Annotated in this window: 8 protein-coding genes and 4 pseudogenes; 5 read left to right on the top strand and 7 right to left on the bottom strand. The window is 61.9% G+C overall.

Features of this window, described 5'->3' with window-relative positions:
* Nucleotide 1: 1 nt before the first annotated feature.
* Nucleotides 2–484 (top strand): annotated as a pseudogene (locus tag ABIE53_RS04885) (helix-turn-helix domain-containing protein); the annotation flags it as partial.
* A 1,018-nt stretch (nucleotides 485–1,502) separates the two neighbouring features.
* Here the strand turns inward: ABIE53_RS04885 and ABIE53_RS04880 are convergent.
* Both ABIE53_RS04880 and ABIE53_RS04875 read right to left on the bottom strand, forming a co-directional pair.
* Complete coding sequence (locus ABIE53_RS04880; RefSeq protein WP_376914718.1) at nucleotides 1,503–3,734, bottom strand: autotransporter family protein; 2,232 nt, start codon at nucleotides 3,732–3,734, stop codon at nucleotides 1,503–1,505.
* Nucleotides 3,709–6,504 (bottom strand): autotransporter-associated beta strand repeat-containing protein, encoded by a 2,796-nt coding sequence (locus ABIE53_RS04875; RefSeq protein WP_376914716.1) that lies wholly within the window; start codon nucleotides 6,502–6,504, stop codon nucleotides 3,709–3,711. Before ABIE53_RS04875 ends, ABIE53_RS04880 begins: the two co-directional genes overlap by 26 nt.
* Nucleotides 6,505–7,059: 555 nt before the next feature.
* Here ABIE53_RS04875 and ABIE53_RS04870 point away from each other — a divergent pair.
* A pseudogene (locus ABIE53_RS04870) lies at nucleotides 7,060–7,574 on the top strand (fucose-binding lectin II); the annotation flags it as partial.
* A 1,557-nt stretch (nucleotides 7,575–9,131) separates the two neighbouring features.
* Here ABIE53_RS04870 and ABIE53_RS04865 read toward each other — a convergent pair.
* On the bottom strand, nucleotides 9,132–9,353 hold the full coding sequence (locus ABIE53_RS04865; protein ID WP_192700068.1) for a hypothetical protein: 222 nt from the start codon (nucleotides 9,351–9,353) through the stop codon (nucleotides 9,132–9,134).
* A gap of 510 nt (nucleotides 9,354–9,863) precedes the next feature.
* On the opposite strand from ABIE53_RS04865, the gene ABIE53_RS04860 reads away from it, so the two are divergent.
* From ABIE53_RS04860 to ABIE53_RS04850, 3 genes are read left to right on the top strand one after another with little or no spacing between them, the layout of a single operon-like run.
* Complete coding sequence (locus ABIE53_RS04860) at nucleotides 9,864–11,453, top strand: recombinase family protein (RefSeq protein WP_376914714.1); 1,590 nt, start codon at nucleotides 9,864–9,866, stop codon at nucleotides 11,451–11,453.
* On the top strand, nucleotides 11,450–11,773 hold the full coding sequence (locus ABIE53_RS04855) for a hypothetical protein (RefSeq protein ID WP_192700066.1): 324 nt from the start codon (nucleotides 11,450–11,452) through the stop codon (nucleotides 11,771–11,773). The genes ABIE53_RS04860 and ABIE53_RS04855 overlap by 4 nt, the downstream gene beginning before the upstream one ends.
* Nucleotides 11,770–12,387 carry a plasmid partitioning protein RepB C-terminal domain-containing protein gene (locus ABIE53_RS04850; protein ID WP_376914712.1) on the top strand — a complete coding sequence of 206 codons (618 nt, stop codon included), beginning with the start codon at nucleotides 11,770–11,772 and terminating at the stop codon, nucleotides 12,385–12,387. The genes ABIE53_RS04855 and ABIE53_RS04850 overlap by 4 nt, the downstream gene beginning before the upstream one ends.
* Here the strand turns inward: ABIE53_RS04850 and ABIE53_RS04845 are convergent.
* From ABIE53_RS04845 to ABIE53_RS04830, 4 genes and pseudogenes are all read right to left on the bottom strand, one after another.
* Nucleotides 12,378–12,740, bottom strand: coding sequence for a hypothetical protein (locus ABIE53_RS04845; RefSeq protein ID WP_192700064.1), 363 nt, complete (start codon nucleotides 12,738–12,740; stop codon nucleotides 12,378–12,380). The genes ABIE53_RS04850 and ABIE53_RS04845 overlap by 10 nt on opposite strands.
* Before the next feature lie 32 nt (nucleotides 12,741–12,772).
* Nucleotides 12,773–13,744: pseudogene (locus ABIE53_RS04840) on the bottom strand (SOS response-associated peptidase family protein).
* A gap of 112 nt (nucleotides 13,745–13,856) precedes the next feature.
* Nucleotides 13,857–14,412 (bottom strand): annotated as a pseudogene (locus ABIE53_RS04835) (OB-fold nucleic acid binding domain-containing protein); the annotation flags it as partial.
* A 39-nt stretch (nucleotides 14,413–14,451) separates the two neighbouring features.
* Entirely contained in the window at nucleotides 14,452–15,813 is a 1,362-nt protein-coding gene (locus ABIE53_RS04830) for an MFS transporter (protein WP_376914709.1), read from the bottom strand.
* Between the last annotated feature and the right edge of the window lies 1 nt (nucleotide 15,814).

Raw genomic sequence — 15,814 nt, 5'->3', positions numbered from 1 at the left:
GTTGTTCGGAGCCGCATTGGGTGTGAGCTATCGGTGGTTTTTGAGCGACGTTGATTTCGACTCCACCGCCAAACGGCTCACGATTCAGATCGACTTCACTGCCGGCACTCGCTTCCGTATCCGGAAGTGGCTGGCGCGCATACCGTGGATGACACTGTCTCGAAGCGCTATTGACACCTGAGCTCCTTCCGGCATGACTGCTATCTCGCAGCGCGCACGCGGCGTGAGGCTGTCCGATGGCCGCGTCGCGCTCGTCGACCCCAGTTGGGCCAGCAAGCTTTGTGGCTTCACGCTGCTGTTTGAGGTGATGGTGCTCACAGTCGCCCGGCAGATGCCTTTTGCCGCGGTGGTCCACGCAGTCGGCGAGTCGCAGCACCGCGTACACGCGATCTGCAAGCACCACGTCGGACTGGCGTCGGCCGAGATTGATCTTTTTCACGTGACGAGCGCTGCCGTCGACAAGACTTGCTATAAGCGCGGGCACTAGCCGTTCGTCTCCAATGAACCGACGTCGTTCACCCGCGCGCCCGACGGCGCCGTCAATGCGCTCTGCTCCGAATGCGAAATTGCGTCTCCCGCATCGTTCAGGATCTGCGGCGTCACGCATGCGGCTCACGACGCGCATCCGTTCCAGGGTTACAAAATCGCGGAATGGCGACGATGTCACGCCATCACGTATGGTCCTTACGGCGTGGCGGGCTGAATATGCGCCAGAATGCTTATCTTTCATTGGAAGACTGCCCCCCTCTGCGCCCGGTCCGGGCGCAACATTTAATTTAATTAGAGCCTTTATGCACCGCCTCGCCATTTATGGGCCCCGGCCTGCGCGGCGATTATGAATTGGTTCCCGATAAATTCGAAAATAATCTTCTTTAAAGATTGTTAGATTTAAAATGACGCAACATGAAACCGGCTTCCGGCCCGCCTCCTCGCATTTCGCCTATAAAAAGCAAACTTTTACCGGAGTGCGTCCTGGCTGTGGCTCGCCCCTGTCGACGCATACTGCGCGACCTCAGTTTATGTGCCGTACCCCTAACGATGCTGCGCTGCCTGAGAGCGTAGGGAGACTAGACGGCTTTACAATAGCGGCACCCGGCCGGCCGCAAACGGTCGATCAGAGGCCGGAAGCGGGGTCTTTTCAGGACTCTGGTGAGCGCTCAGTGCCGCATCGGTCTACTGGGCTGTCGATTCGACGGGCGGCAGTAGAGCAGCCAGGCTGACAGCGCAGGGCGACGCAAGCGGGGGGTGACCGAACCAGTCCTCCAGGTTGGTGTCTACCTGACCAACGAACCAGGCGTCGACGGCAAAAGGCTACGTGGGCCCCTACTTGCCTGAGTTTGCCGAATGTCGGGTCGTGCTCGGCCGAAGCGCGCCCTTCGGCTCGCCCTCGCTTGCGTCGAGCAACTGCGGCGAACCGTGGCTGAATGACGCCAGGCACACTTCGTTGCCGGTGCGTTGATGACCAACCAGTCGCGAAGTTGACCGCGGCCACACTCCGCGGTCTACCAAGCCATCCGCATGCCGGCCGAGATGGCGAAGTTAACATCGACGCGCTGGCTGCCATCGAGCGCGAACACGCGGCCAACTTCTCCATACACATTGAGCCGCCGAGTCACTGCCCAGGTGCCGCCGACGGCCAGGTCGGCGCTTGTATAGCCACGCTCTGTGCGAATGTTTGTGCTGGCGCCCGGACCCGTCACCGTCAGTGTGTCGGCACCGTTAAAGCCATGCCAGAGATTAACGCGAGCATACGGCCGCAGACGGCCTTTTGCGGCCTGCAGGTCGCCAACCATACGCACGCCGAGCCGCCCCGTCACTTGGGTGCCAGGGTTCTGGTCGAAGTCTGCTGCCCGAATGGAGATGCCGTCCAGATGTTCTTTGCCGACGATCAATTGAGCCTGGGGTTCAATGCTCAAGCTGCTGTTCAGTGTGAAGGCTTTGCCAACTTCGAGCGAAGCGAGCGTGCTGCGCCCCGTTATCGCGCCGTGGCTGCCTGTCGAGGCCTGCGCATTACCGTCGTGCCAGGCATGTTGCACGACTGCATCGCTGTACCAGCCAGCATCGCTCTGATACGTCCAATAGAGGCCTCCGTAGTTGGTGCGACCGTCTAGCCGGCCCACCCACTGGTTCTGCAGCCCGCTCGCGAAGCCGGACACGCTCTCATTCCATCGCAGCGTCCCGCCATAAACCCCAATACGGTGATGCGGCGTAATGAGGAAGTCGATGCCGGCTTGCCCACCAGACGATCCGCCGTCGCTGTGCGGCGATACGGTGCCGTCCTGGCGATTGCGCACGTCCTGGTGGATGAAGCGCGCCCATGCGCCGCCGCTCCGCACGGAGCCATCCGGGGAGGTGCTGGGACCGACATCGCCCATACGCTCGTGATATGTGCCCAGCATGGCAAGGTCGTTTTGCATCAATGCAGCAGGCAGTGCCGCATTCAGCGCTACCTCGGGGCGGTAGGTCACGGCGGACGGCGACGGTGGGGCGCTCGGGCTCGCCGGAAGCGCCGGCCCCGCCGGATCGGTCAGCACTGTCGGCAGCGTCGAACGCAGATACCAGTTCTCGCCGGCGCCGTTCGCATCGCCAGGTTGCAAGCGGTATTCGAAAGCACCGGCGTCCACATGTCCGCTAGCGAGCGAAAACGCGTCGCGCGTGGTTTGAGCGGTGGTCGTCGCGCCGTTGATCGCGCTGATCAGTTCAATGCCGTTGCCGGTGGTCTTCGCACCCAGCCCCCCGACGTTGGACAATTGGATCGTCGTGTGGCCGCTCGCCGTGCCACCATCGATGATGAGACGGTCCGTCGGACTCTCGTTACCGGCGAGCACGCCGCTCATCCGGACCACGCCGCTCTGTCCGACGTAGTTGCCGTGCACGGTCAGCGTCGCGCCGGGCGCACTGCCGCTGAGCGATACGGTGCCTGCGTTCGCCAAGCCGGCGACGGTTTGATTGAAGCCTGCAGCATCGAGCGTCGCACCCGAGGCCACCGCAACTGAGGCCACCGGGCCAAATGCATTGGCCGCGCCCGCACGCAGCGTGCCGGCCGCCACTGTGGCCGTACCGGTGCTCAGGTTGGTGCCTGACAGCAGGAGCGTCCCGGCACCAAGTTTGGACCAGTTGCCACTACCCGACACAGCACCCGTGGCGGTCATCGTGTAGGCTTGAGTATCGATCCCCCCGCCGCTAGTCCGCACATCGATAGTGCGGGCGGTCTGGAGGTCCTGCGACACACGTAGCGTGCCTCCATCCAGCGCCAGCCCACCGGCGGCGTCGCCAAGATTGGCGTCGCGGGCGATCTGCAGTGTCCCGCCGCCAACCGTGGTGCCCCCCGTATAGACGTTATCGCCACCGAGAATGAGGGTACCCTGGTCCGACTTGACGAGGCCTCCCGTGCCAGCGATGGTCGCGTTGATCATGGCCGTCATCGCCCGGCCGGCAGCGGACCCGTCGCCGACACGGATGACGGTTTCAGGCGTCGTCGTATTCAGCACGCCTTGACCGCCGATCGTATAGCCATCTACTGCGAACTGTGCGCCCGCAAAGTTGACCGGGCTGGCACTGCTGTCCACTGTGACGGTGCCTGCCGTGCCCGTGAACACAGCGAAGGCGTTATCTGTCCAGTTACTGTTGACTGCCGGATCGACGTCGGTCCAGGAGCGGTCTCCGGTTGCCTCCCAGACGCCGACGTTGCCGTTAAAGACGCCGTTGTCATGCCCGGACCGGGTTGGCACCATCCCAAAACCGCAACGTTACTCCGGCCGTGTTGACGAGGTCTACCTGGTTCGGAATTGTCGTCAGCACGGAGACCGAGCCCGGTGGCGCGCTGGCTGGCATTAAACCGATGTTCAACGTGTTGTCGGTCAGCGTGCCGGTGTAGTTAATGATGCGGTAGAGGCCGGGATCGAACTTGCCGCCCGGTGTCTGCGTCACGTTGACGGTGCCGTCGAGTGTCAGGTGGCCATTGACCGCAACCAGGTCGTTGAGCGGGCCACCAACGACCCCGCGCGCACCAAGATCAAGATTAAGCGTCGAGCTATCGTTTAGCATCAGCGCGCCCATCGTCAGCGTACCGGCGCCACCCTGCCCAGGCGATAGAATGCCGCCGTTGTTGACCGTCACCGCACCGCCCAGCATGCCCAACCCCGCGAGCGTCGCGCCGCTTTCCACGGTGGTGGTGCCGGTCGCCGCGGCCTGGTTGCCGTTGATCACGAGCGTGCCTTGTGCGATGTCGGTCGCGCCGGTGTAGCTGTTCGCGCCGCTCAGTACGGTGGTCCCCGCGCCTCGTTGCGTGACCGAGCCCGTGCCCGAGATGACGCCGTCGATCGCCAGCAGGTCGGAGCGGTCGAACACGAGCGCGCCGTTGTTCGCGACGTTGCCGACGATACTTCCCGCGGTGCTGCCGTTTCCGATTTGCAGGGTGCCGGCCGAGATGGTCGTGCCGCCCGCATAGGTGTTGTTTCCGGCGAGGATCGTCGTGCCGGTGCCCCATTGCGCCACCGCGCCGTTGCCCGAGATCAGCCCGCTGAACGTGACGGTATCCGAGCGATCGAACGCGAGCGTGCCGTTGTCGACAACGTCGCCGACGATGCTGCCGGTGGTGCCGCCGCTGCCGAGCTGCAGCGTGCCGGCTGAAATCGTCGTGCCGCCGGTATAGGTGTTGTTGCCGGTCACGCGCAGTGTGCCGGCGCCCAACTTTTGCAGCGGCCCGCCGCCGCTCAGAGCCTGGTTCAGGTCAAACGTTTGCGACGGGTCGGCGATGTCGAAGCCGCCGCCGGCGGCACCCCAGTTGATGGTTCTCGCGGTGCTCGTGAAGGTGGTGCCGGTGATTTGCAGAATCCCGCCGTTAATGGTTAGCGCGCCGGCCGTCGCGCCGAGACTGGCGTCCTGAGACACGGAGAGGGTGCCGCCAAGGATTTGCCACGGCGTGGTCGCTGTCGTCGTGCCCGCGAGTGCCCACGTGCTCGCGCCTATCTTTTTGTAGATGCCGAAGCCGCTGTACTGCGCAGTCGCGCCGACTAACGCTGCACTCAAGTTGCCGTTCGCGGTTCCGCCGAGCGTCAGCGTGTCCGTTGCAGCGGCGGTGACTGCACCGTTGATTGCGAAGCCCGCGCGCAACTCAAGCGTGTTGTTGCCCCCGCTGAAAGCAATGGCGCTCGCTTGCGTGAGTCCGTTCCCCGACATGCCGCCGGAGACGGTGCCCGACGTGATCACGCTCGCTCCGCCGAGCCCTTGAATGCCGGTCGCCCCAAGCCCGCTGACGCCATTGGACAGCGGGCCGTTGCCGCCCGCGATGGTGCCCGTATTGGTGATCGTACTGTTCGAAAGCGTGGCCCCGGCACCGCCCACCGCGATCACGCCGTTCGCTGAACCGCCACGACCGCCGCGGATGACGCCCGTGTTGGTCGCGGTGCTGTTGACAAGCGCGAGCCCGACGCCACCTGCGCCGTTGATCGCTGCGCCGCTGAAGCCACCGTCGCTGGTGCCGCCGGTGATGGTGCCGTTGTTGACGATCGTGCTGCCCGTCACGCTGGCGCCGATACCGCCGCCGCCGCCGCGATTGCTGAAAACTTCCTTCGTGCCTTTGCCACCGGCGATTGCGCCGTTGTTGATAAAGGTGGCACCGCCGTTGAGCACCAAACCGGTACCGCCGCCCACGCCGCCGGAGTATTGGCTGCCGAAGCTCATACCGGCTCCGCCGTTGCCGCCGACGATCGATCCGGTCATGCTATTCGTGTAGCTGCCCCCGGTTAGTTGCGCGCCGGTGCCGCCACCCCCGCCATAATAGCGTCGACTGTTGGCAGCCGCATTGATGACGCTCCCGCCGTCGCCGCCGACGATGCGCCCTTCGTTGTCAAATGACCCGCTGTTCATCACCACACCGGTCCCACCCGCGCCGGCGCCAATCGTCGTGGCAAAGCCATCGCTTCCGCCAGCGTCAGTAACGCCCCCTTGCCCCCCCGAGATCGCGCCGCGGTTCGTGAGTGCGCCGCCAGCAAGGCTGGCGCCGGCGCCGCCTGCTCCGGCATTCGATCGATAGGCGTCGCCGCCTTTGCCGCCAACGAGCGAGCCAATGGCGGTAAATTGGGAGCCTGCACCGAATGCCAAGCTTCCGCCGACCGCCGCTGCAGTGGAATTGACGCCGGTAAGCGTGAACGACCCTGTGTCGATGGTGATCGGTTTCGTCAATACGGGCAATCCGGCGGTGCTGCCGAGAGTTACGTTACTCAGCAGCGTGATGACCGACGTCGGGTCGGCATCGCCATTCGCCGCTCGGATCGCCGCGCGCAGTTGCGTTTCGTCCACAGCGGTGTAGTTGGCCGCATGCGCGGTATTGGAAGAAAGCAGTGCCGTGAGAGCAACGATGCGCAACATAAGCGCCGTCTTCCCCGAAACAATATCAGCGTGTCTGGATGACCTGGCGTTGCCCGCTGTGTGCGCAAGTTCGCCAGCCACCATCCAACCTTGCCTTGTTTCGCTCCATACGACACGGTAAGTGCGATTCATGTTGTTCTCCCCCGGCGTCTCACTGCAAGAATGCGAACTACCGCAGCCGACTTGATATGTCGCGCGGCTGCGGCTTTCACGTTAATCAGAGATCGAAACACCAACAGATGCCGACACCGTCCTGTGCGGTCGTCGGTATAAGACTGTGTCCGCGCCTGGCCCTATTCGTGTAGGCAACGAAAGCCCCCAAAGCGGCGAGTTGGCGGCTCCGTGCGCAGAATCGGGAGGGTGCTGCCGCTTACCGTTGCCATGCAAACTTTTGCCGGCCTTGTCGGCGGCGCCTTTGTAGATTGCCTGGCTGCGAATTGACATTGACTGATGCGGCCTTAATCATTTTCTCGTGACGGCCTCGCGGGTGATTGTCCGATATCTCCTAAAGATCAGTCTATTGCGCTGGCACATGAAAGTAAACAATCCGTGAATAACAGTCTGGTAGTTTGGCGACAACAGCACAGTGCGGCGGCCCACGACTTTGGGACTCTGATGCACTTTGAATTTGATACCACCTGCGCATATGGTTTAGCTGACTGCTGCCTCCTCGACAGGACAATGTCGATCAAGACGGATGCGAGCGGACAGATCGCCGCCTGCACCGTCACCTGGGCGGGTGCGCCCGGCGTCCTGCCTGCCGGTGCTTCGTATCTTGGCATTGGTTGCGTGGTCACCTACTTTGCAAAGGCGGCATTGCAACCGCAACCAGAGCCATAACCGTCCGGTGGCGGCGAACGAGACGGCGTCTTCAACCTGCCGTCCAATACCCCTTCGGTGTGACCGCGCTCGTGAACTCGTCGGCGCAGCAGACGATCTCCGTCTACGTGGACGACAATCAGAGCCCCGCGGCCACGTTTCAGGGCCACGGCACCCAGGACAAGAACCTGCAGACGCAGGTGTTGAACTCCGGCAAGGGCAAAGTGAAGGTTGTGGTCTCGGCAAACGGAAAGCCGTCCAAGCTGGGGTCGCGGCAAGTCGACATCTTCAAGAAGACGTTCTTTGGCCTCGTCGGATCGGAGGACGGTACCGATAACGACTACAACGATAGTCTGGTGGTGCTGAACTGGCCGCTGGGCTGATTTTCAGCACCGGCTAAGGATGCGGTCGCTGCCTGACCGCATCTGATTTGACGGTGTCCAGACTATGGCGCAGGCCGCCCTCGTTACATTATGCCAGGTGAACCCGTCGTTCGGCCGATGGCGAGCTCGCTCACCGTTCCGCACAAGCAGCACAGAACGAGTGTGGCGCCAGTCAGCGCTGGCGGCTTGGGCGTCAGGCACAACGAGTTGCGGCATACCCCGCAAGACATAAGCGCGCGCAATTGCGGCGAGCCAGTCTTCTTTTTTCAATGTCGCTGACAGCGGTTCCGCTGCGGGCTAACGCCCGTTCTCCGGTGAACGCATGCATCATGGGTCGCACATCAACGTCGGCTGAAGCTGATCAAGCGCGCACAGCCGTCGAACTCTGAATGGCCGCTTTGAAAAGGATACTGTTGAAAAGGTCGCTGACCGTCTCTGTCGCGAGGCTAGAGGGTAGCCGCGCTTCCTCCCGGAAAGGCGGCCCCCGAAGAACCGTACGTGCGAGTTTCCCTGCATACGGCTCGCGCACGGCATTAAACATCACATCGATGCCGGTTGCGTCGTCATATACACAACCTTCGCCAGCGTCACATCATCGATTCGTCCCGTTGCCGGGACAAGGACGCTGAACCGTAGCGCAACCGGTCTCTCACAAGCTGTCCTTTGTTGAACCCCAGATGCTGGCTAACGACAGCCGCACCACGCGCACGACGTCAGCACCCTTTCAGGTCGGGGCAAATCTCGAACCCCTATGTCACCCGTTACAGGCAACCCTTCGCTTCTTGCGCGTTCTCACTCCCGCTTCCCCAACAGTGTTCCTCACGGTCCACCTGCCGCCGCTCCAATGAGCTGGAGCGAAGGCGAGAAATCGGGGTTTCCGCGTTCCCATCCCTGCCGACCCGAATGTTCCCGGGCCTGTCCGTTTAGCACCTGTCTATTCCCCGATGGCCCTGTGACGACGTGCACCCACCTGAAAAAGATGCAACCGACCATTTACCATTTTGGTCAGAGTTTCTCAGCAGCTTTGGCTCTTCGAAGATAACGAGGATTCCATCGACAGTTCACGTACGTTGTGCATGCGGAACTTGCCTGGCCCCACACCGCACGGCTGCTGGCAGTGTCGATTCCTGCCCGGTCGCCCGGGTGAATCGCCCATAGGGGGTACTTTGTCCCCCGGAGCTTCGAACCCGACCGTTACCGGTCGCGCACGTCCGGGTAGGCAACTGCTGGTCGTACAGCAGGTCACGGCTTCAATCTCCGATGTTCAGGTTGTTGAATGTGACAAGGCAGAGAAGAGCTTTGCCATCCACTACGTTGCCGATTTACGTCCGGCGGACGGCGACACGCGTCGCACTTCAGAGGTCTTCTTACCCTAAGCGGGAACGCGCGAGCGGTTTGTAGGCCGATCTGAAAGGTCGATTTTCGCGCAGGAGAACTGAGAAAACCACGCGGCGACTTTTTCAACAGTATCAAAGGTGGAGCGGACGCTGCAATGTCTAAACCCCATTGCAGACCAATGTCGCTTCATGGCCGCAAGTCGACTTTCGTGCGGGCGCGTCAGAGGTCCAAACGTTTGAGCTCATCTGGATCGCCACCCATCGCTTTGCATACGTCGCGCATAAACTCCGCGCTCAGCGTGTCCCACTCCGGTGAGCCGAATGCAACGTCTTCGGGATTTTTCCTGCCTCTGACCCGGCGCATGATGCGCACTGTTGAAGTCAGGGCCACCATCTCCTGGAAAAGCGGATCCTCGGGGCCAATACGACGGTGTTTATCCATGAGTTATATCCCGTTAGGCTCATGAATACTTTAGACGATTCGTGACATAAGGCAAACGGGAACGCGCCGCTGACCCCTTGGGCACGCGGCTTCCACGCTCTCCGCTCACCTCTCGTTCTTACCGTCGCTTATTGTCGATGTGGCTCATGTGTGGTTTGCCGCAGGCCGCGGCACCATCTGCCCGCCCCCGATCTGAGGCGTACAAATGGCGAGAGACGGCCGCGGCTGGCACTCGATCCCGGTGCCAGCTCGGCATACTGGTCACGCAATAAAATCCCCGCAAACATGCCTCCACATGGTCTGCACCGCACCTCGGGACGCCGAATTGAGTAGCGGGTGGAAAAGCGCGGTCACCGTGCATGCGGCCTGCTGCCAACGTCCGCTCATGGCGACTAATCTAGCAGCCGGGCCGCGATCTGCGTATGGCGCGTGATGGGAGCTGGCGCGTCTCCCCTTGACTTACCCGGCACAAACGCTATCACTGACGTGTGGCACCACTGGACATGCGGCATGCCTTCCGGACCTCGCCATCGAGTAGGACCCGTCGTGCGCCCATGTGCCGCACAGTACATCCGCATGTCGACCGACCATCAGGAATACTCTCCGGTTTTTCAGCGGCAGGCTATCGCAGAGTATGCACGCGCACACAACATCCGCGTCGTTATCGATTACGAGGACGCCGGTATCAGCGGACTTACCTTCCGGCAGCGACCCGCGCTTGTGCAGCTTCTGCTCGACGTTGAAAACCCCAAACGCAGGTTCAGCAAGGTGCTTGTCTTCGACGTAAGCCGATGGGGACGTTTCCAGGATGTCGACGAGGCGGCGTTCTATGAATACGCGTGCAGGCGCGCGGGTGTCGACGTGGTTTATGTGGCCGAGTCTTTCGCAAATGATGGCAGTCCGGCGACGTCCGTCATTAAGGCGCTGAAGCGGGCGATGGCCGCGGAATTCAGCCGGGAGATGTCCCGCAAGGTCTTCCTCGGGCAGTGCCTTAACGCTCAACGCGGATTTCATGCTGGTGGGCCGCCCGGCTACGGACTGCAGCGCATCCTTCTTGACGACAAGCGCGAGCAGAGACGTCCGCTTGGTCAGTACGAGTACAAGAGCGTGCAAACCGACCGGGTCGTCATCGCACCTGCGTCGGCGACCGAGGCGTCGCTCGTCAGGAAGATGTTCGAATGGTATGCAACGCAATCGGTGACCGGGGCGGGTATCGCGAGGCGGCTCAATGAGTTTGGCTTGCGCAACCGTCACGGTCGCCCCTGGCAGGCGCAGAACATCCGCCGGATACTTCGCAGTGAGGCGTACATCGGCACGAACGTGTACAGCCGGACCTCGTCAAAACTTGACGGCAAGTGGGAGCAGGTGCCCCCGCACGACTGGATACGCGTGGAGGATGCGTTCGAACCAGTGGTGGAAAGGTGTGTATTCGCTTCAGTCCAGAAACGAATGGATTCCGCCCGGCGCAAACCCACGCGTGAGGAAATTCTCGATGGCCTGCACAAGGTCATCAGACGGTCCGGCGAGCTCAGCCAGGCCACGCTGAAACGTTATCGCAGCGCCCCGTCCGTTGAGCAGGTCATGCGGGAGTTCGGCAGTCTCTACGACGCGTATGACGCAGTCGGGTACGTGCCGAAGCTTGCTCCGGAGCGCTCGGCGAACCGGCATGCAGAGAGAAAAATAGAACAACAGGTCGCGCAGGTCGTCATTCGGACGTTGCAGTCCCACGGCCACGAGGTCCGGTACGAAAAGCACACCAACACATTTTGCGTCGATAACTGGCTGAGACTGAACCTTGCCGTTCGCAGCCCGTGGCTCATCGGGGGCCACCTGCCTTATTGGGTCGCACGTTGGCCGGACAGCTTCCCTGTCGACTTCCTTGTCTATGGCCGCATTGAGCGCGCAGGCGCAGAGCTGGTCGACTTCCATATCTTCCCGCGAGGAAGTCTGGTGCCTGGAGCATTCACCGTTGTCTGGCGCCACGGACAGTCACATTTCCGCATGTACCAGCGGCCCGACCTGCGCTCACTGCTAGATATCGCCGGCAGCGTTCCCCTGGAAATAGCGCCAGTTGATGGCACGACCGGGAGCGGACAATGAAGCCGGCACACGGCGGTGCAGGAAGTGTTGCAGGGAAGGCTGCACCTGGTGGTCGGCATGACAAGACGGTGCCTGATGTGCGAGGCGCGCGCGGTCAGGCGACGCAGGAGTCGAAGGCGCAATCGGTTCTGACACAGGAACTGCGCCGACAACGCAACATCGTGAGTCGCATGAGCGATACCGACCGGGAGATTACGCTGGTACTCGACATTCTGCGCGAGCTGACGCGTGACCCGGGGTTCGTCGCGCTGATGAACACCCGGGGCTTCACGACGCTTCCCCGGCTCCTTCACGAGCGCCTGACCGGCCGTCCGCGATGAGGAAAGCGCAAAGCCCGCGATTCATATGCCGCACCGTTAGCTCAGGCAATCGGGTGCCCGTGAACCTGTGCCCCGAAGCCGCAGCGATGGTGGCGGAACAGACGCTGCCAGAACGGACAGCGCAGGCGCTCGAACAAATGTCCCCGGCGCGCCAGGTCGAGACTGGCTCCATTATGGTCCGGCAAGACAATCTCACCGGCAATTTCGCTCGCGCACTGCTGGCAGCGACGCCCGCGAGCATGCGTATAGATGCTGCGCATGGTCACGTTTCACATCCTGATTGCGTGCGTCGAATGGCTCGCATTGTGCAAAGACTCACCGCACTACAACAGGATGCGGAACGCCTGCGGTCTCGCCATAACGGGAACCTGATACTTCTGACACTTGCCGCGGGTTGGGCCAGAGGATGGGTTCGCGACGCCGTCATCGCGCAATGGCTTAAGTCGCGCCGACCCGATTACGCGGCGATGCTAGAGCGAGTTGTGCAGGACGCGGAAGGGCCGCCGCATGAAGCTTGCCTACGAAGTTGCCGACGGCACGGTAGCTGTCGCGCATCGAAGCAAACGACGCAAAAGAAGGTGTCTGTAGGCAGTCAAAACTTGCTTCAGAAATAGCCCGAATCAACCAGGTGCGTGAGGCAGTGCTGGTAGATTTCCCGCGCCAGGGGGGAGCGGAAGTCGAGCCGCAGGTTTTCGCAAAAGAGCGCGGGGACGGATTTGGGCGTCACGGCCGCTTGCAATGTCTTTTCGAGACGTCGGGCGATATCGGCTGCCTGGGCGGACAGCATCACGCGCTGCATGACGTCGGCGCCTCCTCCGTTCGTTTTGAGCCAGAGCTGCGTTGACTCGACGACATGCGCGGCCGACAGCCATTCGCCTGTCATCTGCCGGGCAAGCAGATGCGCTGCGACGAGATAGGCAAGCAGCTCCGCGCGGGCGCGGAGGTCTAGGTTAAGCGGGTTGTTCACTCTTCTACATGGCCTGGTATGGTTGAACGGTGTCAGGCTGCGAGGCGGTGTTCATAATACGGCCGGTCCCGGTCCTCGAGTATGCCGTGCAATGCGGCAAGATTGTCGGCATCAGGATTGATGCCACGCATCCAGATTCCCCGGCTTGATAGGGATGAGGCAGCGGGTGTGGCCGACTGCGGCTATCTCAGGCGGCGGCTCGTCCGTGATAACTGCAAACGACAGTAGGTCCGGCTCACCCGGCTCCCCGGGCGCCGACCAGTGCGACCACAGGCAGGCGATGAGCATCTCGTGAGGCGGGTCCGGGCGGAATTCGAGAACCACGTCTTCGTCCTTTTCGCCGTCTGCAAGCGCGCGTTTCTCCAGCTTCGCGCAGCTCGCATGCTCATAAAAAGCGCTTGCCACGATAACGCCATGCGAATAGCCAAAAAGCGGCTTCCAATAACCTTCAAGACTGTCGCGGCGCGCGATGTAAGTGGCCCGGTATTTGGCGTCATACGAGGCAGGCTTGCCGGCGATACGGCACTGGTATCGCATCGGCTTGACGACCCGCTGACCGTTTTCCATCACCATCACGGGCGCGTAGTGGGCCGGTAAGATGCGCGAGTCTCGCGGTTGCGATTCAGTGCGGCGGATATCTTCGAGACGGCCCCAGCGTCCATTCGATTTTTTCGCTAGCAATGCGTCTGCTCTGCGTGGCTTTCTTCGTGGCCTTGTCCTCCAGCGACCGCTCTGCTTCCGCGAGCCTGGCGCGATGTTTGAACAGGTCCTGCTCCAGCGGCGCCGTCTCGTCTGCATTGAACCGGTCGATGGCGGCCTTGATTTCGCACTCGGCGTCCGTCTGCGGGGTCGGCGAAAGCAGCCTCCATGGCTTTGGGCAGTTTTGTTCTGCTGCCTTCGGCCCGCTCGAAGAACAGGCGCGCGAACTCCCGGATGGTCATCGTCGCGCCAAACATTCGCACAAACTTGCGATAGTCCGCCTGAATCTGGGCCGAGTAGCACATCGGTCCTCCGGTATCCGTCACATGGGTGGGCTGCTGATGCAGTCGCCTGGTGTTCAAATCTACTTTAGCGCAGGCACCCGGTCGGCGTTGGCAACCGTGAAGCGGCCAAGCGTCAGCAGAAATTCCTGCTGACAGAATGCAGGCCGCCCAGCAGATGCGACACGTCGACGAGCCGCTGCGCCACCAGATGCCGCACCTCACCCTGACACTGCCAGACTCCATAGACCGCCAGCAGCGACGCATTAAGCGCCTCCTTGCGCTGCGTCTCAATCAGACGGCCAGACGATGACGTTCACGTTGCCCGTTTCGTCCTCGAGCGTAACAAACACGACGCCCTTGGCCGTGCCAGGCCGCTGACGCACGGTGACGAGACCACAGCCGCGCGCGAGGCGACCATCCCGATAGGTGCGCAGCGTTGCCGCAGGCATGAGGCGATTGGCGAGCAACTGGGGGCGCAACAGTTCCAGCGGATGGCGACCGAGCGTGAGGCCCACCAAGCGATAGTCCGCCACGATGTCGTTCGCTTCCGAGGGCGCGCCGAGTTCCGGCGTTGCGTCCTCGACCGCCGCGGCGGCAAGCATGTCTTTCTCAAGGACGGCGGCCACGGACTGCCAGAGCGCCTGGCGCCGGTTGCCGGCAAGCGCGGCGAGCGTATTCGCGGCAGCGAGAATTTGCCGTGCTGAAGCCGCGCAGTGTCGAGCAGGTCGTCAACAAGCGTTCTTAGATGTCGCTCCGCCAATGCGCGAGGCCGCAGTCCCGGACACGATGTCCTGTGGCGTGGACGGCCGCCCGGTGTCATACAAGCGGTCCGGAATGAACAGCGCGGTGACGCCGCTCAAAAAGAAAACCGCGCCCACGACAAGAAAGCCAAAGCCGATGGAGAACTGAGTAGCGAGATAGCCGATAACAATAGGCGCTGCGCCCGCGCAAAAACGGCCAACATTATAGGAACCGCCAACGGCAGTACCGCGGATTGAAGTGGCGAAACTCTCGGACATGAAAGTCCCGATCGTGCCGAGCGGAACACCATACAGAAAGCCGAAGAAAAGCATCAGCGCCGCAATGTTCTCCCGCGTATGCCAGAAGATGATGACTGGCAAAAAGAGCGCGGCGCCCGCGCAACCCAGCGCGTATACGCCACGCCGGCTCCAACGGTCGCCCAGCCAGCCGGCGAAGATCTTGCCGATGAAGGCGACCATGTAGGTGCCGATCATGTAGCCAGTCAGCGAGCTGAACTTGATATGCAGTTCTCTTTCGAGGTACGTGGGTAACCAGTTGTTCAAACCATAAAAGCCGGAAAGAATAAAAACAGAGGCGACAGTCCACAGGGTGAACAGCGTGCGCGTCTGTCGACTGCGGAAAATCACGGCGTAGCGGCCGTCGCGCAATCGCGCTCCACTCTGGCCTTGAGTGCCGCTTTCACTCTGGCTTTTGCGGTCGGCTGCCCGGCTCGCCCGCCAGCTGGCCGGCTCGGGTACGGCAAACTTGATCGCGAGCGCAAAGACCACGGGAACCGTCGACACGTAGTACAGCGTGCGCCAGCCATAGTGCGGCAAGATCCAGCTGCTCAGCGCGATCACCACGATGTAGCCGGCTGAAATGGCGGTTTGCAAGGCGCCGAGAATCAACGAACGTCTTTCGGTGGGCACATATTCGGCAACCAGCGTGGTGACCAGCACCATGCAGCCGATTCCCAACGAACCGATGAAGCGAACAATCGCGAACTGCAGAAAGCTGTGAGTGAGCCCGAGCAGTCCCGCGCCGAGCGAGAATAGCGTCAGCGCCCACACGACCACCCTCACCCGGCCCACACGGTCGCTTAGCCAGCCGCCCAGTATCCCGCCCGCGGCCATACCTAACAACGTCAAACTTCCCAAAGCTCCTGCCTGGACATTGCTCAGCCCGAAATCGTCCTTGATTCGCGTGAGGGTCAAGCCGTACATCATCACGTCGGCGCCATCCGCCATTAGCGCGAGATAGGAAAGGATAAAGACCAGCAGCCAACGGCCTTGCGATTCGGCACTTTGCGTCGCCGTCGCCGCTGTCACAGTGCGGAGAGTTGTAGTCATG

It is taken from the genome of Paraburkholderia sp. OAS925, from assembly GCF_040543975.1.
Lineage (GTDB): Bacteria > Pseudomonadota > Gammaproteobacteria > Burkholderiales > Burkholderiaceae > Paraburkholderia > Paraburkholderia graminis.
The sequence above is the reverse complement of the archived record's forward strand: the minus strand, read 5'-3'. Positions and strand labels throughout refer to the sequence as shown.

Excerpts from the sequence above, each read along its gene's own strand:
- ABIE53_RS04880 (WP_376914718.1), bottom strand. The coding sequence starts at position 3,734 with ATGGTGCCAACCCGGTCCGGGCATGACAACGGCGTCTTTAACGGCAAC.
- ABIE53_RS04875 (WP_376914716.1), bottom strand. The coding sequence starts at position 6,504 with ATGAATCGCACTTACCGTGTCGTATGGAGCGAAACAAGGCAAGGTTGG.
- ABIE53_RS04865 (WP_192700068.1), bottom strand. The coding sequence starts at position 9,353 with ATGGATAAACACCGTCGTATTGGCCCCGAGGATCCGCTTTTCCAGGAG.
- ABIE53_RS04860 (WP_376914714.1), top strand. The coding sequence starts at position 9,864 with ATGCCTTCCGGACCTCGCCATCGAGTAGGACCCGTCGTGCGCCCATGT.
- ABIE53_RS04855 (WP_192700066.1), top strand. The coding sequence starts at position 11,450 with ATGAAGCCGGCACACGGCGGTGCAGGAAGTGTTGCAGGGAAGGCTGCA.
- ABIE53_RS04850 (WP_376914712.1), top strand. The coding sequence starts at position 11,770 with ATGAGGAAAGCGCAAAGCCCGCGATTCATATGCCGCACCGTTAGCTCA.
- ABIE53_RS04830 (WP_376914709.1), bottom strand. The coding sequence starts at position 15,813 with ATGACTACAACTCTCCGCACTGTGACAGCGGCGACGGCGACGCAAAGT.